The 21,537-nt window shown below is 64.4% G+C and carries 24 protein-coding genes and 2 tRNA genes; 16 read left to right on the top strand and 10 right to left on the bottom strand.

Going from position 1 to position 21,537, the window contains the following annotated elements:
* The first annotated feature begins 27 nt into the window (after positions 1-27).
* The 9 genes from JIM94_RS06270 (at position 28) to JIM94_RS06310 (ending at position 6,521) form a co-directional block, all read left to right on the top strand.
* The gene (locus JIM94_RS06270) at positions 28-459 is read left to right on the top strand and encodes a hypothetical protein (RefSeq protein ID WP_200253104.1); all 432 of its coding nucleotides are present in this window, start codon (positions 28-30) and stop codon (positions 457-459) included.
* Positions 449-847, top strand: coding sequence for an ImmA/IrrE family metallo-endopeptidase (locus tag JIM94_RS06275; protein ID WP_200253106.1), 399 nt, complete (start codon positions 449-451; stop codon positions 845-847). Before JIM94_RS06270 ends, JIM94_RS06275 begins: the two co-directional genes overlap by 11 nt.
* A 119-nt stretch (positions 848-966) precedes the next feature.
* Entirely contained in the window at positions 967-1,581 is a 615-nt protein-coding gene (locus JIM94_RS06280; protein ID WP_200253108.1) for a hypothetical protein, read from the top strand.
* The gene (locus tag JIM94_RS06285) at positions 1,578-2,630 is read left to right on the top strand and encodes a helix-turn-helix domain-containing protein (RefSeq protein WP_200253110.1); all 1,053 of its coding nucleotides are present in this window, start codon (positions 1,578-1,580) and stop codon (positions 2,628-2,630) included. The genes JIM94_RS06280 and JIM94_RS06285 overlap by 4 nt, the downstream gene beginning before the upstream one ends.
* An 83-nt stretch (positions 2,631-2,713) precedes the next feature.
* On the top strand, positions 2,714-2,866 hold the full coding sequence (locus JIM94_RS06290) for a hypothetical protein (RefSeq protein WP_200253112.1): 153 nt from the start codon (positions 2,714-2,716) through the stop codon (positions 2,864-2,866).
* 217 nt (positions 2,867-3,083) lie between these two features.
* Positions 3,084-4,145, top strand: coding sequence for a RhuM family protein (gene rhuM, locus JIM94_RS06295; protein ID WP_200253114.1), 1,062 nt, complete (start codon positions 3,084-3,086; stop codon positions 4,143-4,145).
* 473 nt (positions 4,146-4,618) lie between these two features.
* Positions 4,619-5,341: a hypothetical protein gene (locus tag JIM94_RS06300; protein ID WP_200253116.1), complete on the top strand. Its 723-nt coding sequence runs from the start codon at positions 4,619-4,621 to the stop codon at positions 5,339-5,341.
* 103 nt (positions 5,342-5,444) lie between these two features.
* The gene (locus JIM94_RS06305; protein ID WP_200253118.1) at positions 5,445-6,104 is read left to right on the top strand and encodes a tyrosine-type recombinase/integrase; all 660 of its coding nucleotides are present in this window, start codon (positions 5,445-5,447) and stop codon (positions 6,102-6,104) included.
* Between the two features lie 12 nt (positions 6,105-6,116).
* Positions 6,117-6,521: a tyrosine-type recombinase/integrase gene (locus tag JIM94_RS06310; RefSeq protein ID WP_200253121.1), complete on the top strand. Its 405-nt coding sequence runs from the start codon at positions 6,117-6,119 to the stop codon at positions 6,519-6,521.
* Positions 6,522-6,606: 85 nt separating this feature from the next.
* On the opposite strand, the gene JIM94_RS06315 is transcribed toward JIM94_RS06310, so the two are convergent.
* Positions 6,607-6,680 (bottom strand) — tRNA-Ile (locus tag JIM94_RS06315).
* Positions 6,681-6,882: 202 nt separating this feature from the next.
* On the opposite strand from JIM94_RS06315, the gene JIM94_RS06320 reads away from it, so the two are divergent.
* Positions 6,883-6,955: transfer RNA gene (locus JIM94_RS06320), tRNA-Asn, on the top strand.
* 55 nt (positions 6,956-7,010) lie between these two features.
* On the opposite strand, the gene JIM94_RS06325 is transcribed toward JIM94_RS06320, so the two are convergent.
* Positions 7,011-7,961: an ornithine cyclodeaminase family protein gene (locus JIM94_RS06325; protein WP_200253123.1), complete on the bottom strand. Its 951-nt coding sequence runs from the start codon at positions 7,959-7,961 to the stop codon at positions 7,011-7,013.
* Between the two features lie 214 nt (positions 7,962-8,175).
* Between JIM94_RS06325 and JIM94_RS06330 the strand changes: the two genes are divergently transcribed.
* Positions 8,176-8,427: a hypothetical protein gene (locus JIM94_RS06330; protein ID WP_200253125.1), complete on the top strand. Its 252-nt coding sequence runs from the start codon at positions 8,176-8,178 to the stop codon at positions 8,425-8,427.
* A gap of 152 nt (positions 8,428-8,579) precedes the next feature.
* Positions 8,580-9,419, top strand: a complete 840-nt coding sequence (locus JIM94_RS06335) for a class I SAM-dependent methyltransferase (RefSeq protein WP_200253127.1) — start codon at positions 8,580-8,582, stop codon at positions 9,417-9,419.
* A gap of 23 nt (positions 9,420-9,442) precedes the next feature.
* Here JIM94_RS06335 and dnaG read toward each other — a convergent pair whose 3' ends face one another.
* The gene (gene dnaG, locus JIM94_RS06340) at positions 9,443-11,350 is read right to left on the bottom strand and encodes a DNA primase (RefSeq protein ID WP_200253129.1); all 1,908 of its coding nucleotides are present in this window, start codon (positions 11,348-11,350) and stop codon (positions 9,443-9,445) included.
* Between the two features lie 113 nt (positions 11,351-11,463).
* Here dnaG and JIM94_RS06345 point away from each other — a divergent pair, with 113 nt between their 5' ends.
* Both JIM94_RS06345 and JIM94_RS06350 read left to right on the top strand, forming a co-directional pair.
* Positions 11,464-11,949, top strand: coding sequence for a guanyl-specific ribonuclease (locus JIM94_RS06345; RefSeq protein WP_234039469.1), 486 nt, complete (start codon positions 11,464-11,466; stop codon positions 11,947-11,949).
* A complete protein-coding gene (locus tag JIM94_RS06350; RefSeq protein ID WP_200253133.1) occupies positions 11,946-12,224 on the top strand; it encodes a hypothetical protein in 279 nt (92 codons plus the stop codon). Before JIM94_RS06345 ends, JIM94_RS06350 begins: the two co-directional genes overlap by 4 nt.
* Here JIM94_RS06350 and JIM94_RS06355 read toward each other — a convergent pair.
* The 4 genes from JIM94_RS06355 to JIM94_RS06370 form a co-directional block, all read right to left on the bottom strand.
* Positions 12,221-12,580 carry an ArsR/SmtB family transcription factor gene (locus JIM94_RS06355; protein WP_200253135.1) on the bottom strand — a complete coding sequence of 120 codons (360 nt, stop codon included), beginning with the start codon at positions 12,578-12,580 and terminating at the stop codon, positions 12,221-12,223. The two genes, JIM94_RS06350 and JIM94_RS06355, sit on opposite strands and share 4 nt — an antisense overlap.
* A 6-nt stretch (positions 12,581-12,586) precedes the next feature.
* Positions 12,587-13,837 carry an MFS transporter gene (locus JIM94_RS06360; protein WP_248085926.1) on the bottom strand — a complete coding sequence of 417 codons (1,251 nt, stop codon included), beginning with the start codon at positions 13,835-13,837 and terminating at the stop codon, positions 12,587-12,589.
* A 129-nt stretch (positions 13,838-13,966) separates the two neighbouring features.
* Positions 13,967-15,262 (bottom strand): deoxyguanosinetriphosphate triphosphohydrolase, encoded by a 1,296-nt coding sequence (locus JIM94_RS06365; RefSeq protein WP_200253139.1) that lies wholly within the window; start codon positions 15,260-15,262, stop codon positions 13,967-13,969.
* A gap of 41 nt (positions 15,263-15,303) precedes the next feature.
* Positions 15,304-16,011, bottom strand: a complete 708-nt coding sequence (locus JIM94_RS06370; protein WP_200253141.1) for a YdcF family protein — start codon at positions 16,009-16,011, stop codon at positions 15,304-15,306.
* A 50-nt stretch (positions 16,012-16,061) separates the two neighbouring features.
* Here JIM94_RS06370 and JIM94_RS06375 point away from each other — a divergent pair, with 50 nt between their 5' ends.
* Positions 16,062-18,134 (top strand): TPM domain-containing protein, encoded by a 2,073-nt coding sequence (locus JIM94_RS06375; protein ID WP_200253143.1) that lies wholly within the window; start codon positions 16,062-16,064, stop codon positions 18,132-18,134.
* Between the two features lie 9 nt (positions 18,135-18,143).
* Here JIM94_RS06375 and JIM94_RS06380 read toward each other — a convergent pair whose 3' ends face one another.
* The 3 genes from JIM94_RS06380 to JIM94_RS06390 form a co-directional block, all read right to left on the bottom strand.
* On the bottom strand, positions 18,144-18,653 hold the full coding sequence (locus tag JIM94_RS06380; protein WP_200253146.1) for a hypothetical protein: 510 nt from the start codon (positions 18,651-18,653) through the stop codon (positions 18,144-18,146).
* On the bottom strand, positions 18,650-19,189 hold the full coding sequence (locus tag JIM94_RS06385) for a hypothetical protein (RefSeq protein WP_200253148.1): 540 nt from the start codon (positions 19,187-19,189) through the stop codon (positions 18,650-18,652). The genes JIM94_RS06380 and JIM94_RS06385 overlap by 4 nt, the downstream gene beginning before the upstream one ends.
* 81 nt (positions 19,190-19,270) lie before the next feature.
* Positions 19,271-20,656 (bottom strand): glycine--tRNA ligase, encoded by a 1,386-nt coding sequence (locus JIM94_RS06390; protein WP_200253150.1) that lies wholly within the window; start codon positions 20,654-20,656, stop codon positions 19,271-19,273.
* Between the two features lie 437 nt (positions 20,657-21,093).
* Between JIM94_RS06390 and JIM94_RS06395 the strand changes: the two genes are divergently transcribed.
* Positions 21,094-21,537 (top strand): Fur family transcriptional regulator, encoded by a 444-nt coding sequence (locus tag JIM94_RS06395; protein WP_200253152.1) that lies wholly within the window; start codon positions 21,094-21,096, stop codon positions 21,535-21,537.

Raw genomic sequence — 21,537 nt, forward strand, 5'->3', positions numbered from 1 at the left:
GTGGTTCGATTGTGTACCATCCCCTACATGGACAAACTGACCGCATGGATCGATAACATCACCGACGGAGCCTCGCTTCGACAGATCGCAGAGCGCCTCAACACCACCCACCCCACGGTGAATAGGCGAGTTGGTGCCGCTGATCCGAAGCTGGCCGTCGAACTCGCAGATGCATATGGTGCAAATCGCATCGATGGGCTTCTAGCCTTTGGATTTATCGAGCAGAGTGATGTTTCTGGCTATACGCGGAAGCTTTCACTGTCTGAGTTTTCCGACATCGAGTTAGCGGAGGATATTCTTCGACGCCTCCAATCACAGGAGGAAGCCGAGGAAGTCGCTCCCGTCGAGCACATCTTTGGCGATGTTGACCCGGCGGAGCTCGAGGGCCTGCCCTACGCGGCCGACTCATCCCCCGACGAGCCAGGACCAGGTGATCCGGGGTATCACGATGGACCATAAGCTCTACCGGATCGCCGATAATCTCGGCGTCCGTATCGGCGAACACGAGGGCGGCGAACGTGGACGCTGGTACGACGGCCCCCGAATCATCACGATCCGGCGCGGACTGACCTACATCGAGCACCGCTGCACACTCGCACACGAGATCGGGCACGCCATCCTGGACCACATCACCAACGCACCCGCATGGATACAGCGCAAGCAGGAGCGGGCCGCCGATCAGTGGGCTACCGGTTTCCTCATCACGCCGGAGGCCTACGCCGCGGCAGAAGAACTCCGCGGCAACCACCGGGGCGGTATCGCGTCGGAGCTCTACGTCACCCGCCATCTCGTCGATATATGGCAGCTCAGATGGCAGCGACGGACCGACGATCTACGAGTGCGTTAGCTTCTCGAAGCGGTAGTAGCACCCTGCCCCTTACTCTTCGAAGACGTGAGATCCGGAGGTCACCCGCGCGACGGCAACCTCACTTGCAGGTCACGACACATGATGGCATATTAACTGGTATGAATTACCCCGATTTCCCCACCTCCAAAAAGATCCTCGACCGCCTCGGACCTGAGTTCGTCAACGCATACATCAAAGCGGTTGACGCCGCCAGAGAAGACTATAAAAGCCTCCAGACCTGGCAGCCAGACTGGCTCCCCAGCTATGCAAAGCGCACCATCGCATGTTTTATCCACGACCGCATTTGGTATCACCTATGCTCCCAAATAGCCGAGTCCGAACAGACCACCATCACAGACAAAGACCCAACGCGGGAGATCCGCATTGGTCTGGGCTTGCGGCTTCGCATCAAACGACACACATACGATGACAAGATCTCCAACGTGCCGACTCAGACGGTAATAGACTACTTCGAAAACGCCATGCCAACTTTCGATGGCATGGAAGAAGTGTGCCTGGCATTGGGCTACTACTGGATTAAAGATCAACACGCCATTGGTGAGCCCGCCCTATCATTCCATAACAGGTTCAATGAACCTGTCTGGTCTGTGAAGCTTAAAACTGATGAAGAAGCATCTGTTGGCTATGTCTCGTGGCCCGGGGAAGTCCCCGAACTCCCCGACATGGACATCAACTCGATCGTCGCAGAATTTAAGGAAGAAAAAGAGTCATGAGCACGAGCGTCGGTGACGCTCTCGTAGTTCTCCGACGTTCCGCAGGGATCACTCAGGAAGAACTGGCGAAGCGCGTCAACATCACACAAGCCGCACTATCTCGTTATGAGAACGACCTTCGTGAGCCTGACACCGAGACGCTACACGCACTCAGCAAAGCGCTTGGCGTCACCCCGAAGTTCCTCACCCACGAATATAAGCACCTGGGTGCCATCGCATCCGATGCCCATATGCGCCGACAAAAAACCGCCAAGCCAACCGACTGGAAGCGAATCGAAGCACGCATCAATGTTCACCGGATGCACACATCATTCCTACTAGAGAAAGTCCCACTGAAGCCCTCAAATTACATTTTTCGTCTCGATCCGGCGGAGCACACTCCTACGGAAGCTGCCGAAATCTGCCGCTCAAATTGGAGAATGCCAATCGGCCCAGTCAAGAACCTCACCCGATGGATGGAATCATCTGGCATTATCATCATCGAAGAGGATTTCGGAACACCACGCATCAACGGGATGTCGCAATGGGCAGGCGAATGTGCCGTGGTCCTCATAAATAGCACGATGCCTACAGATAGAAAACGGCTCACTCTGGCTCATGAGCTCGGACACCTAGTGCTCCATACGGATTATCTCGATGGCGACGTAGAAGAACAAGCCAACGAATTCGCTGCAGCATTCCTCATGCCAGAAGTACACATAATCTACGAACTGAACAACCTGACACTGGGAAGGCTCTCCGATCTAAAAAAGAAGTGGGGTGTTTCTATGCAAGCGTTGTTCGAACGCGCGTACAGGTTGGGGAAAGTATCTGCCCAGGATCGAAGCCGCTTCTATCAACAGTTGAGTAAACGCGGGTGGAGGACCCGAGAACCAGGTAGTGATGAGCTTCCACGCGAGACCCCAGCGCTGACCGGATCAATCGGGCAACGCTTACAACAAGCCGGTCTGGATCGTTTCGAGCTATACCACCTCATTGGGATGCAGCCGGATCAAACCAGCCCGTTCATCCCTTCACGCTCCGCACGCGGCGGACTACATGTTGTGTAACAAGGTAGCTTCCTAGATAGCCGGAAAGCCCACGCTTGTGCTTTAAGGTGCAGGCGCAGGGATGCTGAAACAAAGGAGTCCCCATGAAAGACAAACTCTGGAGCACACCAGCCATCGCCATCGGCTTCACGCTCTTCATCCTCATCAGCGACCTCTCCCCCTGGTGGCTAATCTTCCCAACAGCAGCCGCCCTGTCGATGACAGCGATGAACATCCGAGGCCTGGTCACCGAGTGATCCAGCAATAACCTCCCGGGTTCGATGCGCTCCACCAGGAGCACCGTACTGTCCAATGCCCCGCGTTCTCCTCATCCCCCACCGAGTACGCCACCGTCGAGACGATGTACGGCCCCGACTACGCCGCAACCTCCCGTGAACATGGGGCACCATCAGCATCTGGCCAAACATCTACGAACGCTGTCCGCAAGCCGCGCTAACGAAAGGCCTCATCCCCATGACTACCGAGCCCCAGCCACCCGAGCTCGACAGAGACCAGAGCGGCGAGTTCATCATCTACCGCACCGAGGACGACCGCACCGAAGTCCACCTGCGACTCATCGACGGCTCCGTCTGGATGACCCAAGCCCAGATCGCAGAGCTCTTCGGCATCAGCCGGCAAAACGCCAGCGTCCACATCAGGAATATCTACGCAGATGGCGACCTGACCAGGGATCGAACTATCAAAAATTATTTGATAGTTCGATCCGAAGGAGACCGTGACATCAGGCGCAGGGTCGATCACTACAACCTCGACCTCATCATTGCCGTCGGCTACCGCGTCCGGGGCCCACGCGGTGCACAGTTCCGCAGCTGGGCAACCGAGGTACTCAAGGAGTACCTGATCAAGGGCTTCGCCATGAACGACGAAAAGCTCAAGGATCCCACCGGCAAGGACTACTTCAGTGAGCTCCTGGAGAGAATCCGGGACATCCGAGCATCCGAAGCCCGGTTCTACCAACAGATCCTCGACCTCGTAGCCACCGCCGTTGACTACTCACCAGAAGCAGCAGACAAACTCCATCTGTTCCAGAAAATCCAGAACAAGCTTCACTTCGCCATCGCCGGACAAACAGCACCCGAGATCCTAGCCACCCGCTCCGACCCCTCGAAGCCCAACATGGGGCTCCAGACTTTCTCCGGCTCCAAGGTCCGCAAGAAAGACATCACAGTAGCTAAAAACTATCTTGTCGAAGAAGAACTCAAGAAGCTCAACCGCTTCACCACGATGTACCTCGACTACGCCGAACAACAAGCGGAACGACGAGTCGAAATGACCATGCAAGACTGGATCACACAAACAGACAAGTTCATCCAGTTCAACGAATACCCCATGCTCGAGGACGCAGGTCGAATCACTCGAAAAAGCGCCCTAGACAAGGTGCATGAACGCTACACGGTCTTCGACCGGGCACGCCGAGCTGACCTCGACGAAAAGCAGCTCGAAGAACAGATCACAGCGCTCAAAATCATCGACCAACAAATCCTTGCTGACCAGAAGCGACTGAACCGTCGATAACAAGGGATTATCCCGTCTCACATGCGAAATTACCTCCAACTAATCCAGACAAATTCGTCCCGGAGAAATTGTGGTACATTTAGTAATGTCGCTTTTACCGGATTGCCGATGGACTCGGAATCCGAATAAGTGAGCGCCACAGAAGCGAGCGCGGACGTTGGTACGGCAACCCCTGGATCATCACGATCTGACACGGCCCGACCCAACCGCACACTCGCACACGAGATCAGGCAAACAGTCCTAGATCATTCCAGCAATGCCCCAGGGTGGATATACACCACCAGGAGCGGCATGCCGAACAATGAACAGCACAGCTACCCATCTCCCCCTCCGAGCAATTCACTAACGAAACGGTGCCCGGCCCAAGCCACACCGTGACCACAGTCGAACCCGGAGCTATTTTCGAATTTTTACAAATGTGACAAAACCTGCATGAACGCAGGCGGAAAGTCACCTAATGTTAGGAGAATAAAGTGAAAAAATCACAATCTAATAGACGTATCGTCACTGATCCGCAGCAAGCAATTAACGCAACTGTCGCAGTACTCAAAAATGAGTATCCACTGGGAACAGTAACCGAAAGAGACAAACGCGGAGTAGTTTTCGAGGTACCTGAAGGTTCCTCGAGGGGACCGCTGCGGGCAACCGCCAATGCAGAGGGCAAAATCCTAAAGATCGTCCTCACCTGTGACAAACCCACTACCAAAAAAACCAGTCTCTGCATCAACAACCTCAGTCTCTGCATCGACAAGGCCCTTGTCGATGCAGAAGTCATAGATGACCAAGGAGTCAAGGCTGCACTGGCCGCACTGTCTCCGATCGAGAGAGCCCACGGCCGCATAGCCGTGGGTCAAATCCTGGAACTAGTCGAGCTAGATGAGAAAGTGGATCTCGTCACGATCTGTCGTAATGGAGAGAATTGCAACGTGGTTTTTGTCTGCACGAATAGAAGACTCATCACGAAAACCGAAGGGATAAAATATCCCTCCGCACCAGATCTTTGCCAGTTGACTATTAAAAAGGAAGACGAAGGTGATAAATCCGTCGTGTTGTTTGATCTTCAAGGTTGTGAAATCAAAATATCTGGGCTGGATCCGAACCGAGCAGAACAAATCAGATGCTCCATCCAGAACCTGAAGGATCGGACTGCGCAAGCACCTGATTCCCAGCCAAGGGTGCAACCGAATTCCATCTAGTTAGACACCTAACACAAAGCGCCCCGCCCCCTAGAGCTTGCAGGCACAGGGGCGGGGCACAAAGACCAGCCGCGCAAGCGGCCAGACAGGAGAAGTCTATCCAATGGCATCCATCAAGCAGTACAAGACGGCCAAGGGCACGGCATGGCGTGTCCAATACCGCTCCCCCGACGGGCGGGCCCGCACAAAGCAGGGCTTCCGCACTAAGGGAGAAGCCTCATCGTGGGCCGCCGCGAATACCGTCGCGACCGACACCGGAGCGTGGATCGACCCCCAGGCTGGGAAACGCACCGTCGCCGAGATCGGAGACACCTGGATCCAGCACCGCACCCACCTCAAACCATCAACACGGGAACGCGAGAAAGGAATCTGGCGCGCAGTACGGCCAGTGTGGGGAGATCGACAGGTCTCGACCATCCGGCCGTCCGAAGTCCAAGCCTGGATCGCGGAGATGGACATGAGCGCGGCGACGATCCGACACCACCATGCACTCCTTGCGCAGATTCTCGATGCCGCGGTCGCCGACCGCATGATCCCCTCCAACCCTGCCCGTGGGCTCAAGCTCCCACGCAGAGGCCCCGCCGTCCGCGTCTACCTCACCGTCGATCAGCTCCGGGAGCTCGCCGACGAGTCCGGTGACCATGCCCCGCTGGTCTGGCTACTCGGAACCGTCGGGCTGCGGTGGGGTGAAGCCGCCGGCCTCCAGGTCGCCGACATCAACTTCCTGCGGGGCAGGATCGCGATCAAGCGGAACGTGGTGTAGGTCCGCGGCACGATGACCATCGGTACACCGAAGTCCCACGAGCGGAGGACGGTTGCAGTGACTCGGCACGTCCTGGACATGCTTGAGCCACTCACCCGTGGCAAGGGCCCTGACGAGTGGATCTGGACGTCCGTGGATGGGGATCCGATGAGGAAGGCTAACTCGCACGGGTGGTTTGCACAGGCCGTCCGGCGGGTACAGGCGAGGGATCCTGGTTTCCCGAGGATCACTCCTCACGGGTTGCGGCATGTCGCGGCCGGGCTTCTGGTGTCGAACGGGGCGAACGTGAAGGTTGTGCAGAGGCAGTTGGGGCACGCGTCGGCAGCGATGACGCTCGACACCTATGCCGATTTGTTCGACGGTGCCCTTGAGGACATCGTGTCGACGATGGACCGTGCACTGGCGCGACCTGCGTGAAGGTTCTCGTGAAATGTCGTGGGATTGTCGTGGCGTAGGGTTCTGAAATAGAGAAAAACCCCTGTTTAACAGGGGTTTTTCTCTGTGGGGCCGCCGGGGCTCGAACCCGGGACCAGCGGATTATGAGTCCGCGGCTCTAACCGACTGAGCTACAGCCCCCTACCGGTGACCGAGATCCTCTACTGGCGATCTCCGGTCGGGGGACAGTATAACCGGGCGGACACCTTCCGGTCACACCGGTGTGGCCGGATCACGGGAGAGACCCGGAACAACCCGTTGAAGTGGGAATTTGCCATCCCTGACGGGCGTCGATATAGTAACTTCTCGTTGCCCGGGGTTACGCCCCGGAAGCACGGCACATTCCCCCATAGCTCAATTGGCAGAGCATTCGACTGTTAATCGAAGGGTTACTGGTTCGAGTCCAGTTGGGGGAGCTCATCGAAGGGGCCGGGCGGTTTTTAACCGCCCGGCCCCTTTCTTTTCACGCCGTCAGGAATCCGTTCCGGTGGTCGTCGCGTCGACGAGTGCACGCATGAGCGCCCAGTCCTGCACGGCCACACCGACGGATTTGAAGACGGTGACCCGATCCGGATCGTGGGCCACGTCCCCCGCCGCGAGAGCCGAGCCGAGGGTCCGCAGATCGCCCGGTTCCAGTTCTCCGGCATCCACCGCCTCGATGATCTCCCCCGCTTCGGCGGTCACGGCCTCGACATCATCGACGAACAGCGCCGTGCGGGCGACATCGGCGCCGGACATCTCCCGCATCTCCGGACGGTAGGAGCCGATGAGGTTGACCTGTGCACCGGGTTTGAGATCGTCGAGGGTGAACAGGGGTTCCTTCGCCGGCGTGGCGCAGCAGATGATGTCCGCACCGGCGACGGCGGCGCGCGGATCGTCGGAGGCGGTGAACCGGACGTGCGGGAATTCGTCGGCGACCCGCGCGATGCACGCCTGGGCCGATTCCCGTCTCAGTGCCGCCACCGTGACGGAGCTGATGTCGCGGACGGCGAGCACGGCCCGGATCTGATCGGGGGCCTGTCCCCCGGCACCGACAACGGTCAGCGAATCAGCGTCGGGGGCTGCGAGCAGGTCTGCGGCGACGCCGCTGACGGCTCCGGTCCGCATGGCGGTGGCTTCGGCGGCGTCGGTTCCGACGTGTCGTTCCGTGTGCCACTCCTCCCAGGTGATGGTTCCGGAGAGCGCGGGTTTTCTGCCCGTGAAGTTCGCGGAGAGTGATTTGACGACCAGTGTCTCACTCGCGATGTGCCTGACCGGCATCACGAGGAAGTTTCCTGCACCGGGAGCGAATCTCAGCGGGATCTCGAAGTCTCCGCCGTGCAGGCCGACCAGTGCTTCGCGGACATGATCGACGACGGTGCGCATGTTCACCGCCGCACGTAGTTGTTCGGCGTCGAACCAGTCGGTACGGGACGCTCCCACGTTTCCTCCTCGGGTACCGGCGGAGCTTCGTGTGCCTGAACCGCCCCCGCGCTCCACCGGTCCCCGGGGCGCGGAACCGCCCCAAGACTAACAACATTTCCCCTCCTCCCCCGCCGACCACGGCCGCCGACCGCGGACCGCTGCCCGTGGTCGGCACCTTCGGTAGAGTGGGGACAACGACCCCAAGCCCCCAATCAAGGAGCATCCCCCTCACATGATCCAGTTCGTCGTCGGTGCGGCCGCAGGTTACGTCTTCGGCACGAAGGCCGGCCGAAAGCGGTACCACCAGCTCAAGAAGGGGTACACCATGGCGGTCGAGTCTCCGGTGGCCCGCGCCGCCGTCACCGCCACCCGGAAGGCCGTCGCCAACAAACTTGATCCGGAACCCCGGATGAAGGAGGTCAAGGATCTCCGCAGGGGCACCACCGGGTCCGGTCAGACGATCCTCGAACCCGACGAGGACTGACCCGGATCCTTCCGTCCGGAAAACCGTTCGAGCCACCGTTCCCCACTCCTGCAGAGCGGCGTATTCTCGCTGGTGCGAAGATGCGGACACGGTGGCTTTCTGCTGTGGCGGGCTCACACCGGAACCACCGACACCAGGTGAAAGGCGGACAAATGACCTCGACAGCGGACCTCTACGGGGACAACGTCGGCGCGACACTGGCGACCACGCTGTACTCCCGCGCCACGGCGGGTGAGCGCTACCGCATACCCGGGTGGCACGACGATCAGGCCCGAGAGGTGTGGGAGAGGCTGGTCGAGGTCGGCCGGGCCGCCGGATCCGACCCCAACGATCTCGTAATGACCGGTAAGTCGAACCTCGCGGGAACCGTGTGGCGGTCGTTGGCGATGGACACCCGCGTCCGGCAGTTCGCCGCCGACCACGGGGCGACGAAGATCCAGGTGGTCTCGCTCGGCGTCGGGCTGTGCAACCGCGCGTCCCGGCTCGCGGACCTCGACGCGTCCTGGTTCGGAATCGACAGGACGAAGGTGCTGGAGCTCCGGTCCAGACTGATCCCGGAGGACGAGACGCAGCTCATCGACGCCTCCGTCACCGAACCGGGGTGGATCGACGGTGTCGACGCCGGGGTACCCACCGTGTTCGTCGCGGAGGGGTTGCTCATGTACCTGACCCGCGACGATGTCACACAGATTCTCACCGACATCGGGCGGCACATGTCAGCCCCGGTGCGGTTCATCTGCGACTCCCACCACGCGAGCTTCATCCGGCGTCCGACCAGGTCCCAGATCACCAGGCGCACCGGCGCCGTCTACACCTTCGGTATCGAGGACTCCCGCCGTCTGGCGGCGCTGGCACCGGGCTGGCGGGCGGTCGGGGACGACGACACGTGCAGCCCGATCGGTGTCGGAATGAAGATCATGTCCGGGGTGTTCCGGATGCTCCGCGGCGGTGTCCTCTACGGGGTCAAGACCATCGAGTTGTCTCCCCGCTGACGGGATGACGCCCGGTGCCGGCGTCAGTTGGTCCTGAACGCCCGGTCCAGCAGCTCCCGGCGCGCCTGCTCGAGTGCGACGAGGTCGGCGAACATCGAGTTGTACGCCATCTCGTCATCCGAGGGACGCATCCGCTGCAGCTGCCCCTTGAGCTGCGCGATCTGGTTGCCGACGCGGACCTCCTGCAACCTGGAGAGCACGCTGTCGGTGTAGTGTTCCAGTTCCCCGTCCTCGCAGTGGATGGGTTCCACCGCGAGTCCGGAGACGAGATGCTGGCCGACGAGGTCATCCATTTCCCCGGCGACCCTCGACAGCCAGTCGACGCCGTCGTGGGCGTTGCCGCATCCGCCAGCTTCGCTGATCGCGCGCCGGATCGCCTGATAGGTGGGATGCGTGAACGCATCCACCGGCAGGCCGTCGAAGTAGGCGCCGGCGTATTCCGGGTACTGCAGCGCGAGTTTGAGGCTCTCCCGCTCGGGCCAGAGCCGGGGCGTGCGCTGGTCAGGCAGCTCGAGCGCCGGTTTCGACGGTGCGCCGGCGGGCGGTGTCTCCGTGTTGTCGAACCTGCGGGCGCGCCGCGGTTCCTGCTTCTTCTTCGGTCGTCTGGCCTCCGCGCGGACCTGCTCGAGCACCTCGGTCGGGTCCGCCCAGCCGACCCACCCGGCGAGTTGCCGGGCGTATTCGTTCCGGAGCGTCTCGTCCCTGATGCCCGCCACGACGGGTACTCCCCGCCGGAGCGCCTGGAGGCGACCGTCCGCGGAGTCGAGCGGGTGGTCGGCGATCATCGTCCGGACGACGAACTCGAACATGGGTACGCGCCTGGCGACCAGGTCGCGGACGGCGGCGTCACCGCGTTCGAGGCGGAGATCGCACGGGTCCATGCCGTCGGGCGCCACGGAGACGTAAGACTGGCCGGTGAACTGCTGGTCCCCCTCGAAGGCCCGCATCGCGGCTTTCTGGCCCGCCTCGTCTCCGTCGAAGGTGTAGATCAACTCGCCGCGGAAGTAGTTGTCGTCCAGCATCAGGCGGCGCAGTATCTGGAGGTGCTCCTCACCGAACGCGGTGCCGCAGGCGGCGACGGCCGTGGTCACCCCGGCGGCGTGCATGGCCATGACGTCGGTGTACCCCTCGACGACGACGGCCTGGTGCCCGGCGGCGATGGCCTTTTTCGCGTGATCGAGCCCGAACAGCACCTTGGACTTGTGGTACAGGAGGGTGTCCGGTGTGTTCATGTACTTGCCCATCTGGTCATCCTCGAAGAGCTTGCGCGCCCCGAAGCCGATGACGTCGCCCGCGAGATTGCGGATGGGCCAGAGCAGTCGGCGGTGGAAACGGTCGATGGGGCCGCGTTTGCCCATCGTGGTCACTCCTGCGGCGGTGAGTTCCTTGACGTCGAAACCCTTCCGCAGCAGGTGCTTCGTCGTCGTGTCCCAGCCGCCGGGCGCGTAGCCGCACCCGAAGCTCCGGGCGTGGTCGGCGGAGAATCCCCGGTCGGTGAGGAATGCGCGGGCGGTGGCGGCCTCCGGGGTCTCGAGCTGTTCCCGGTAGAAGGCGTGCGCCGCCTTGTTCACGGCGACGAGTCGTTGTCTGGTCCCGGGTTCCTCACGGCGTCCGGGGCCGCCGCCCTCGTAGTTGATGTGGTAGCCGATCTTCTCGGCGCAGATCTCGACGGCCTCCGGGAAGGGGATCTGCTCCATCTTCATCAGGAAACTGAACACGTCCCCACCTTCGCCGGTGGAGAAGCAGTGGAAGTAGCCCCGGTTCGGGCGGACGTGGAAGGAGGGGGTCTTCTCGTCCTTGAACGGGGAAAGACCTTTCATGGAGTCACTGCCGGCCGGTTTGAGCTGGACGTATTCCCCGACGATCTCCTCGATCGGGGTGCGTTCGCGGATCGCCGCGATGTCACTCTCCGGAATACGTCCCTTTGCCATGCCCTCCACTGTAGTGCCGGACCCGTGGACGGACGGATTCGATGTCCGGGTCGTTGGCGGCGATCGCGGCGGGGGCCGCACCGGATGTCCGCTCGACGTGCGATCATGGGGGAATGAACAATCGTCGTTTGATCGGCACTGCGGCGGCAGTCGCCCTGGCGGCCTGTGCCGCGTGGCTGGGGATAGACCTGACCGGGGACCCCTCTTCCGCCCCGGGATCCGGGACGGGGGACACATCGTCCGCCGCGCGGTCATCCGTCCCGTCGGACGGCCCGTCCGCGGCACCGGAGGAGGGGACCTGTCCCCTGGACACCCTCCCGGACCAGGCCGAAACGGTGGTCTCCGACATCCTCGCCGGTGGCCCGTTCGACCATCCGGCGCACGACGGAAAGCACTTCGGCAACTACGAGCGGCGCCTGCCCCGGGAGCACAACGGCTACTACCGTGAGTACACGGTGGACACGCCGGGCCTCAGGCACCGTGGTGAGCGTCGCATCATCACCGGCGGCGGCACTGACGGTGATCCGGACGTCTGGTACTACACGGACGACCACTACGACAGCTTCTGTCTGATCCCGGACGCGGAGGAGAACCGATGACCGCCCGTACCCTGACTCTCGGAGCGTCCGCCGCAGCCGACGAGACCACGTGGTTCGCCGCCCTGTCCCATGCCTGCGGCGCAGGGCCCGGTGCCCCCGTCCCGAGGAATCTCGATGCCCTCGCGGACTTCCTCGGTGAACGGACCGGGCTGCGGAAGGTGGTGAGCCCGGATCTCGCACACTGGCCCCGGGAGCGACGGATCCTGCTGTGCCGGGTGTTCCTCGACGCCGGGGTCGATCTGCAGCTGCACCGCGCTCCCGGGGAACACCTCTAGGGGTGCCGGGGTTCCCCGCTGATGACGTGGTCGGCGTGGTTGACGGCTTCGGTCACGAGCCGGACGAGGTGCCCGTCATCCATCCGGTAGATGACCCGCCGTCCGTCCTTCCTGGTCTGCACCAGGTTTCCGGACCGGAGTTTGGCCAGGTGCTGGGACACGGCCGTCCGGGAGATTCCCGTGGCCTCCACCAGATCGCCGACCGAATACTCGGCGCCGCTGAGCAGCCACAGGAGGCGGAGACGCGTCGGTTCGGCCAGGAGTTTCAGGGTGGCGGCGCCGGTGTCCAGTAGTTCGGCCGACACCGGCGGATCGTGCGCCAGGGAGACGGCGGGATCGCGCGGTTTCATCTTCATGGTCCCTCACGCTACCGGTTGCCGGGAGCTGAAAGCCCTGAACCCCGCACCGGTCGCCAGGAGGGTCATCGCGAGAAGCACCCCTGTGGCCGCGGGTAGTCCGAACCAGACCCCGAGGAAGCCCGCCGCCGGATACGTCGCGAGGTAACAGGCGTGGGACAGGGAGAACTGGGCCGCGAATATGTGGCCGTAGCTCCCGGGGCCGACGTTGCGCCGCAGCACCCGGGACATGGGGGTCTGCAGTGCCGACGTCGCGGAACCGAGGACGAGCCACAGGGCGATGACCGTCAACCAGACGCCGACGCCGTCGAGCTGACCCCCGGCGGTCAACAGCAGGAGGAGCCCGGTCAGCGCCACGGCTCCGGCGAGGGCACCGGCCGTCATCACCGCGCGGTCGGACACCAGGGCCAGGACCCGTGGAAGGGCGAGAGCGGTCAGCATGGACCCGAGTCCGAATCCCGCGAGGGTGATCGCGAGCGCGGTGTCGGTCCTGTCCATCTCCCCGCGGACGATCACGACGGTGTTGATCATGACCGTCGCCATCGGTGCGGCCACCGCGAGGTTCAGCCAGAGCACTCCCCGCAGTTCGGGTTCGGCCGCCATGATCCGGGCCCCGCGGAACACCCGGGACAGGAACCCGGACTGCTCCGATTCCGGTTCGGGACGGCCCGGCAGCCGTGTCCCTGTCACCAGCGCCGCGGACACGAGGAAACCGATCATCGTCCCGATGAACAGATTGTGGTGGCTCATCACCGCGAGGAACAGCGCAGCGACGGCGGGGCTGGTGATCTGTTCGACGTCGTAGGCCATGCGGGACAGGGACAGGGCGTTGGTGTACTCGTCCTCGTCGGGGAGCACCTGCGGTATGACCGACTGGAAGGTCGGGGTGAAGGTGGCGGATGCGGCCTGGAGCAGGAAGATCGCGGCGTAGAGCTGCCATTCGGCGTGGATGAACGGCAGACACACGGCGACGGCGGCCCGGGTGAGGTCCGCCGTGATCAGGACGGGCTTGACGGGGAGTTTCGCCGCGACCGCCGTGACGGTCGGGGCACCGACCACGTAGACGATGATCTTGATGGTCAACGCGGTGCCGAGCACGAGCCCGGCGTCACCGCCCGCGATGTCGAAGGCGAGGAGCCCGAGGGCGACGGTGAGCAGACCAGTGCCCACCAGGGCGACGACCTGTGCGGTGAAGAGTCGCCGGTAGGTGCGGTGCCGGAGCACACTCAGAAGTGGTGGGGCTGCGGGTGCGGGCACTCCGGTCTCGTTTCTGGTATCGCGGGGAGGCCCGGGGAACAGGGCCGGACGACATGTGGACATGTGCAAAGGTGCGCACAGGTCCACACATTAGGGGCTGTCACCGTGCGGCACAACCCCCGTGCGACATCAGATGTAGTAGCCCACCACGCCACTCGCCCGCTTGGCCGTGCGTTCCAGCCGGGATTCCGTCATCGACGCGATCTGGTCGATGATCACCCGGGAGCGTGCGGCGTCACTGTCGGCGTCGGCCCACCACGCCGCGAAGATCGGGTCCAGGGTGCCCGGCGCCCCGAAGGTGAGATAGTCGTGGACCCGCGCGATCCGCTCGCGCTGCCTGTCCTGGCGCTGCTGGTGCCTGCTCTCCTCCATCACGTAGAGGACCGCGATCGTCTTGAGCATCTGGACCTCGGCCGCCGCCGCGGGGGGGACGACGAGCCGCCCGTGCATCCTTCCCAGCGGGCGCCCACCGGCGGCCTCCAGCGTCGCGCCGACCGTCACCCCCACATACCGTCCGACGAGTTCACTGGTCAGTGCCTTGAGCGCGACGAGCGACGACAGGGAACCGTCGTAGTCGGCGGCGGCCGCGACGACCGGCAGCTGGCGCAGTGCATCCGCTGCCGCGATCATCTCCTCCGGGTCACCGCCGAAGGCCTCCGCCCCCTTCTCCGCGAGTTCCGCGAGTTCGAAGAGGTCCCACAGAACCTTCAGGCTGATCCGGCCGGAGCAGATGCCGTCCTCGACGTCGTGCACCGAATAGGCGACGTCGTCGGACCAGTCCATCACCTGCCCCTCGACCGATGACCTGGAATCGTCCGGACCGTGCCCCTCGCGGATCCAGGCGAGCAGATCCGCCTCCTCCCGGTAGGCGCCGTACTTACGACGGACCGTTCCGTCGGGGGAGATCCTCGTCCACGGGTACTTGCAGGCGGCGTCGAGGGACGCCCGGGTGAGATTGAGACCGTGCGGGGTTCCGTCCGGTGCGAGGATCTTCGGCTCGAGCCGCGAGATGATCCGCAGTGTCTGGGCGTTTCCCTCGAATCCGCCGCAGTCCGCCGCCAGTTCATCGAGCGCGACTTCACCGTTGTGCCCGTAGGGCGGGTGACCGATGTCGTGGCAGAGTCCCGCGAGGTCCGCGAGATCCGGGTTCACGCCGATGCCCGACGCGATTCCCCGGGCGATCTGCGCGACCTCGAGGGAGTGCGTGAGACGGGTTCTCGGGGTGTCCCCGTCCCGGGGGCCGACGACCTGGGTCTTGTCCGCGAGTCGGCGGAGCGCGGCGGAGTGGAGTACCCGGGCCCGGTCCCGTGAGAAGGCGCTGCGGTCGTCCACCGAGGTGGCGGCCATCTGACTGCCCTTCGGGGCTTCGTCGCAGTACCGTGCGGTGTCGGCATCGGTGTAGCTGTACTGGGCGGGACTGTCCACGGTCGGTCGGCGTCTCCTGGTCGGCGGGATGGGCGGGTCCTTCAGGCCCTGTCACGGCCGAGATGACGGTACCGAGTGCTTCTCGACGGCCGCAGTCGTCCCGCGACAGTGCGCAGTGTCCCCTCCAGCATATCGGCCAGCCCGGCGGATCCGGGGACGCGACGCAGGTCAGCTACGACGAGTCCGGCGGATTCGTGGAGCAGTGTCCAGACCCAGTGTCTCCCCGGGAAACGGGTCGGGGTACCGGAGGCCGGGACCGTCGTGACGCTCCGGAAGCCGACCTCCCGTGCGATCGATGCGGCACGGAGGCAGTGGTTCGGGTCGGTGACGATGATGGTCTCCCCCGGTTCACCGTGTCCCTCCGCAACCGCCGCGAGGGATCCCCGGGTGTCGTTCCCGACGGGAAACTCCGTGATCGCGGCGGCGTCGACACCGGCGTTCCGGAGGTACTCCGCCCCCACCCCGGCCTCCGTGTACCGGTCACCGGGGAGACGTCCCCCCACGGTGACCACCCGGAGGGAAGGGTTCGCGTGCCAGAGCCCGGCGGCACGGTCCAGGCGGGCCGCGAACTGGGCCCCCGGTCTGCCGTCGTACTGGGCGGTTCCGGGGATGATGAGGGTGCGGGCGTCCCGGTGGACGGTGGTGGGGCGGTGCGCGTGCAGGATGATCCGCAACGGCCAGATCACCGACACCACCGCGACCGCCGTCGCCGTGGCGGCCACCGTCCGGACTGTGGTCACGCGGTTCATGTGTGACAGTCTGCCATCCGTGCCGGACGGGGTCGCGGTACTCTTGGGACATGAGTTCCGCAGCACAGTCCCCCGGCCCGCGACCTTCCCGCCGACCCTCGGCTCCGACACTCCCGGGACGCCCGTCCCGCCGTTTCCCCGTGCGTGTCGCCGGGGCCGCCGCCGTCGGACTGTTTGCGGTTCTCGGTATCGGGGCGCCGGTCGCGTGGGCGGATCAGGAGGTGTCCGTCACGGCACAGCAGCCCGAGGTACTCACTTCAACGGTGACCGACAACGCCGGGGTCCTGGACGCCGGGCAGACCGCGGACCTGGAGGCGAAGATCCGGGACTACCAGAAGTCCTCCGCGAAGAAGATCTACGTCGTCTTCGAGCGTGACTTCGGCGGCACCGAGGGCTCCGAATGGGCGGAACGGGAGTTCCGGGCGAATGACGGCGCCAATGTACTCGTGTACGCGGTGGCGGTGGAGTCCCGGGACTACGGGCTGAGCTACGGGAGGGAGTTCTCCTCGTCCGAGGCCGAACGCATGCGTGACGCGGCGTACGACCGGCTGGTGGACTCCGACTTCGCCGGTTCAGCCTTCGCTCTCGTCGACGCCGCCTCCGGCTCCGGTTCCGGCGGCGGGATGTCCGGCGCCGGGTGGTTGTTCCTGCTCGGTGGAGGTGGTGCCGCCGCGGCGACCTTCGTCGGTGTGAAACGCTCCGCGAAGAAGAACTCGCGGAAGAAGCGCGCCGCACTGGTCACGGACGCCCGTGAGCTGCCACCCGAGCAGTCCGACCGGCTGGAGGACATGCCGCTCGACGTCCTGGAGGAGCTCGCCCGGGAGGAACTGGTGAGCACCGATGAATCGATCCGTGGTGCGCGTGAGGAACTCGATCTCGCGGTGGCGGAGTTCGGTGCGGAACGCACGCGACCGTTCACCCGGGCGATGAACGACTCGACGGGGACCCTGCAACGTGCGTTCGCGATGCGCAAGCGACTGGATGATGCCGTCTCGGACGATCCCGCGACGCGGCGCAGCATTCTGCTGGACATCATCACGAGCTGCAAGAGGGCGGACCAGGCGTTGGAGGCCCGGGCCGGGGAGTTCGGTTCCATGCGGAACCTGCTGCTGAACGCCGGTGACCGCCTGGATGAGCTCACCCGGAAGACCATCGCGCTGCGGACCCGCCTTCCGGAGGCCCGCGAGTCCCTGACCCGGTTGCACGACCGCTTCGACACGGAGTGGGTGTCCGCGCTGGACGACAACCCGGATCTCGCCGAGGCGCACCTCGACGAATCCGAGTCGACGATGGAGCGGGCACGCGAACTCGCGGCGAAGCCCGCCGGCCAACAGGGTGGTCTGGTGGATGACATCCGGCACATCGAGTCCGCTCTCCAGCAGGCCGAGAAGCTCATGGACGGGGTGGAGCACGGTGAATCCAACATCCGTGCGGCCCGCGCCAACCTCGGCCCGCTGGCGGAGGAGATCCGCGACGAGATCTCCGAGGCCCGTCGGATCATCTCCGACGCCGAGAGGGACGGCCTGGACGTCGATCACTCCGCCCTGGCCGAGATCACGGAACGGGCCGAGCGAGAGAGCGCGGAGGCCGTGGAGCGTGCCGGTGGGGATCCCCTGGGCGCATGGGACACGCTCCTCGCCCTCGACGCCGAGCTCGACGAGCATCTCGATGCGTTCCGTTCGGAGGCCGCTGACGCCGGGCGACGTCGGGACATGTTCAACCGGGCCATGGGAACCGCCACGAGCACGTTGCAGGCTGCGGAGGATCTCATCTCGACACGCGGCAGGGTGATCGGGGGAACCGCCCGGACGCACCTCGCGGCGGCGAAGCGGCTCCACGCCACGGCACTCAACGAGCGTGACGGTGATCTGCGGGCGGCCACCCGGGCTGCGGGACAGTGCGTGTCCGCCTCGAATGCCGCGCTCGCTGCGGCGCAGAGGGACATCCGTGACTACGAGCGCAGGATGAACCGGCGCAACGGCGGTGGGAACGGGGCGTTCGTCGCCGGTATGGTCCTCAACTCCATCCTCAGCAACGGTGGACGTGGCGGCGGCTTCGGTGGTGGCGGAGGCGGCTTCGGCGGCGGCGGGAACCTGGGCGGTTCCTTCGGCGGGAAGTTCTGATACCGCCGGTCAGACCCTGAGGTTGTGCTCGACTGCGTCCACCAGGACGCAGGCCCAGGACAGGACGATTCCCTCGAGCATCGTCAGGTCCGTGTGCCGGGGGCCGTCGTGCACCTCCAGAGCTCCGCGGAGGTCGGGGTGCGTCGAGGCGATGACTCCCCCCGGACCGATGATGTCCCTGTCGACCCCGAACAGTGAACGGCGACGCAGGGTGTAGTGCGTCCCGGCGCAGTAGGCCGTGAGACGCCGCACCGTCAACCCCTGCTGGACGACGGTGTAGACCTCACCGCCGGACAGGGTTGCACGGCACCGGAACCTCAGCCCGGGTGCGGAACGTTCGATCAGTATGTTGTCGTCCTCCGTGTGGATCACCCCGGCGGACATCATCGCGATGATGTCCCCGTGCCCGTCACGGAGGTAGCCGTCCGCCCAGATCCAGTGCCCCGACGGCTCCTCCACGAACAGTCCCGCCCTGTCCTCGTCCCCGACGGGCGCCCCCGTTTCTCCGCCGCCGCTCAATTCAGGAAGAACCAGATGATGAACGGCGTCAGGAGCAGCAGGCTCACCGTGAGTACGACGGTGGAGCTGATCATCTTCGCCTCGAGTGCCGTGCGCGACACCCAGGCGGAGAACACCGCCCGGTCGAGGGGCAGCTCCGCGTCGGGCTCCATCTCCACGACGACCCTGCGGACACCGTGGTTCGCACCGGAGAACTGGCCGAGTTTCGTGCCGTCGGAGGACTCGATGACCCAGTCGGTGCGGGCCTCGTTGACGAAGACCGCCTCCGATTCACCGGCGAAGTCGACCGTGATCGTCCTGGCACGGGCCAGCCGGGGCTTGTCGGGTGTCGCGGTGAACACGCGGCCGTCCGGGAGGGTGGCGCGCAGCGGCCCGGATTTCGGGGCCGACAACCGCCACTCGGCCCCCTCGACCGTGGCGCGGTGATCGTCCACGGGCTCGGTGCCGAACACGGCGACGTCCCGGTCCCCGAGTGAGAGGGACAGGGTCGTGTGCCCGTCGGACGTCTCCCGGGGGCCCCAGGTCAGATTCTCCATGGCGGTGTGTCAGCCTTTCTTCCGGTGGAACGGACGCCGCCCCGGGGTGACGGGGCGGCCGGGTTTCCCGTACGGGAGGTGTCAGCAGCCGATGAGACGGGCGGCGAGGTAGCTCTCCAGTTCGTCGATGGCGACCCGCTCCTGCTCCATCGTGTCCCGCTCACGCACGGTGACCGCGTTGTCCTCGAGCGTGTCGAAGTCGACGGTGACGCAGAACGGGGTTCCGATCTCGTCCTGGCGGCGGTAGCGGCGTCCGATGGCCCCGGAGGTGTCGTACTCGATGTTCCAGTGCTGACGGAGGGTCTCGGCGACCTTCTCAGCGGTCGGGGTGAGCGTGTCCTTCTTGGACAGCGGCAGCACGGCGACCTTGACCGGCGCGAGGCGGCGGTCGAGTTTCAGCACGACGCGCTTGTCCACGCCGCCCTTGGAGTTCGGGGCCTCATCCTCGTGGTAGGCGTCGACGAGGAACGCCATCATGGAACGACCGAGACCGGCCGCGGGCTCGATGACGTAGGGGATCCAGCGCTCCCCGCTCTCCTGGTCGAAGAAGGAGAGGTCCTCGCCCGAGCCCTTGGCGTGGGTGGACAGGTCGAAGTCGGTGCGGTTCGCCACGCCCTCGAGCTCACCCCACTTGCCGTTGGCGAAGTGGAACGCGTACTCCACGTCGACGGTGCGCTTGGAGTAGTGCGAGAGCTTCTCCTGCGGGTGCTCGTAGAGACGCAGGTTCTCCGGGTCGATGCCCAGGTCGACGTACCAGTTGAAACGGTGGTCGATCCAGTACTGGTGCCATTCCTCGTCCTCGCCGGGCTTGACGAAGAACTCCATCTCCATCTGCTCGAACTCGCGGGTACGGAAGATGAAGTTGCCGGGCGTGATCTCGTTGCGGAAGGACTTGCCGATCTGCGCGATACCGAACGGGGGCTTCATCCGGGCCGACGTCATGACGTTCTTGAAGTTCACGAAGATGCCCTGCGCGGTCTCGGGCCGCAGGTAGTGCAGGCCCTCCTCGTCATCGACGGGGCCGAGGAACGTCTTGAGCATGCCGGAGAACTCCCGGGGCTCGGTCCAGTTGCCGGGCTGGCCGGTCTCGGGGTCGTTGATGTCGGCGAGGCCGTTTGCCGGGGGGTGGCCGTGCTTCTCCTCGTAGGCCTCCAGCAGGTGGTCGGCGCGGTAACGCTTGTGGGTGTGGAGCGACTCCACGAGCGGGTCCGTGAACACCTCGAGGTGACCGGAGGAGACCCACACCTGACGGGGCAGGATCACCGAGGAATCAAGACCGACGACGTCGGGACGCGAGGTCACCATGGACCGCCACCACTGCTTCTTGATGTTCTCCTTGAGCTCGACACCGAGCGGGCCGTAATCCCACGCGGAACGGGTACCGCCGTAGATCTCGCCGCAGGGGTAGACCAGTCCACGTCGTTTACAGAGGTTCACGACGGTTTCGATGGTGGTTTTCTGTGCCACGGTTCTTCAGTACTCCTAGAGGGAAGTTATACGGTTCGTTGTTGTTCACTGGTACCCGGTGTCGTCCGGTACCGGGCACCGTCGGACCACTGTCGTGTACCGGCCGCCCGGTGACAGCGGCGAGGGGTGTTCACCCGGCCGGTGGGCTCCGTGACGACCGGAGCACACCGGTGTCGGGTTCTCATCCCGCACCGGTCTCAGAACAGTCTAACCCCCGGGGACCGGAGCCCAGGTTCCACCCGGGGTTTTCCCCTGCGACCCACCCCGCCCGGTGCCGGTGGGTCCGCCGGCACCGGGGGGAGGTGACGGGGAGCGTGAACGCGCTATCATGTGGGAAACAGGCTGTCCCGCCGCCGTACGCTCCGGTGACAGGGGGTTCCCGACACCCCCGAATCAGGGGCAGGACACCATGCACCCTGCAGGAAGGACCCCCGCACATGTCCGCCAACCAGGACTCGACCATTCCGAAGCTGGGTGTTCGCAGCACCCGCCAGCGCGCCTCCGTGGTCGAGGTGCTGCGTCATCTGGACACCTTCGCCTCCGCGAAGACGATCCACCGTGAACTCGGCGAACGTAACCACAAGGTCGGGCTCACCACCGTGTACCGGACCCTCCAGTCCCTCGCCGACATCCACGCGGTCGACGTCCTGCACATGGCGACCGGGGAGTCCCTCTACCGGCACTGTGACACCGAGGCCCACCATCACCATCTGGTCTGCACCGAGTGCGGCCACACCATCGAGATCGAGGGCGGCCCCGTGGAGAAGTGGGCTCTGGAGGAGTCCCGGCGCAATGACTTCGAGCTGACCGGGCACACCGCCGAGGTCTTCGGTGTGTGCGCGGACTGCCGCGCCGGAAAGAGCACCGGCACGGACAACTGA

The sequence above is a fragment of the Corynebacterium pygosceleis genome, assembly GCF_016595275.2.
In the GTDB taxonomy this organism is placed as follows: Bacteria; Actinomycetota; Actinomycetes; order Mycobacteriales; family Mycobacteriaceae; genus Corynebacterium; species Corynebacterium pygosceleis.

What these genes read in the sequence shown, in the direction of transcription:
- JIM94_RS06270 (WP_200253104.1), top strand. Translation starts at nt 28, where the DNA reads ATGGACAAACTGACCGCATGGATCGATAACATCACCGACGGAGCCTCG.
- JIM94_RS06275 (WP_200253106.1), top strand. Translation starts at nt 449, where the DNA reads ATGGACCATAAGCTCTACCGGATCGCCGATAATCTCGGCGTCCGTATC.
- JIM94_RS06280 (WP_200253108.1), top strand. Translation starts at nt 967, where the DNA reads ATGAATTACCCCGATTTCCCCACCTCCAAAAAGATCCTCGACCGCCTC.
- JIM94_RS06285 (WP_200253110.1), top strand. Translation starts at nt 1,578, where the DNA reads ATGAGCACGAGCGTCGGTGACGCTCTCGTAGTTCTCCGACGTTCCGCA.
- JIM94_RS06290 (WP_200253112.1), top strand. Translation starts at nt 2,714, where the DNA reads ATGAAAGACAAACTCTGGAGCACACCAGCCATCGCCATCGGCTTCACG.
- rhuM (WP_200253114.1), top strand. Translation starts at nt 3,084, where the DNA reads ATGACTACCGAGCCCCAGCCACCCGAGCTCGACAGAGACCAGAGCGGC.
- JIM94_RS06305 (WP_200253118.1), top strand. Translation starts at nt 5,445, where the DNA reads ATGGCATCCATCAAGCAGTACAAGACGGCCAAGGGCACGGCATGGCGT.
- JIM94_RS06310 (WP_200253121.1), top strand. Translation starts at nt 6,117, where the DNA reads ATGACCATCGGTACACCGAAGTCCCACGAGCGGAGGACGGTTGCAGTG.
- JIM94_RS06330 (WP_200253125.1), top strand. Translation starts at nt 8,176, where the DNA reads ATGATCCAGTTCGTCGTCGGTGCGGCCGCAGGTTACGTCTTCGGCACG.
- JIM94_RS06335 (WP_200253127.1), top strand. Translation starts at nt 8,580, where the DNA reads ATGACCTCGACAGCGGACCTCTACGGGGACAACGTCGGCGCGACACTG.
- dnaG (WP_200253129.1), bottom strand. Translation starts at nt 11,350, where the DNA reads ATGGCAAAGGGACGTATTCCGGAGAGTGACATCGCGGCGATCCGCGAA.
- JIM94_RS06345 (WP_234039469.1), top strand. Translation starts at nt 11,464, where the DNA reads ATGAACAATCGTCGTTTGATCGGCACTGCGGCGGCAGTCGCCCTGGCG.
- JIM94_RS06350 (WP_200253133.1), top strand. Translation starts at nt 11,946, where the DNA reads ATGACCGCCCGTACCCTGACTCTCGGAGCGTCCGCCGCAGCCGACGAG.
- JIM94_RS06355 (WP_200253135.1), bottom strand. Translation starts at nt 12,580, where the DNA reads ATGAAGATGAAACCGCGCGATCCCGCCGTCTCCCTGGCGCACGATCCG.
- JIM94_RS06370 (WP_200253141.1), bottom strand. Translation starts at nt 16,011, where the DNA reads ATGAACCGCGTGACCACAGTCCGGACGGTGGCCGCCACGGCGACGGCG.
- JIM94_RS06375 (WP_200253143.1), top strand. Translation starts at nt 16,062, where the DNA reads ATGAGTTCCGCAGCACAGTCCCCCGGCCCGCGACCTTCCCGCCGACCC.
- JIM94_RS06385 (WP_200253148.1), bottom strand. Translation starts at nt 19,189, where the DNA reads ATGGAGAATCTGACCTGGGGCCCCCGGGAGACGTCCGACGGGCACACG.
- JIM94_RS06395 (WP_200253152.1), top strand. Translation starts at nt 21,094, where the DNA reads ATGTCCGCCAACCAGGACTCGACCATTCCGAAGCTGGGTGTTCGCAGC.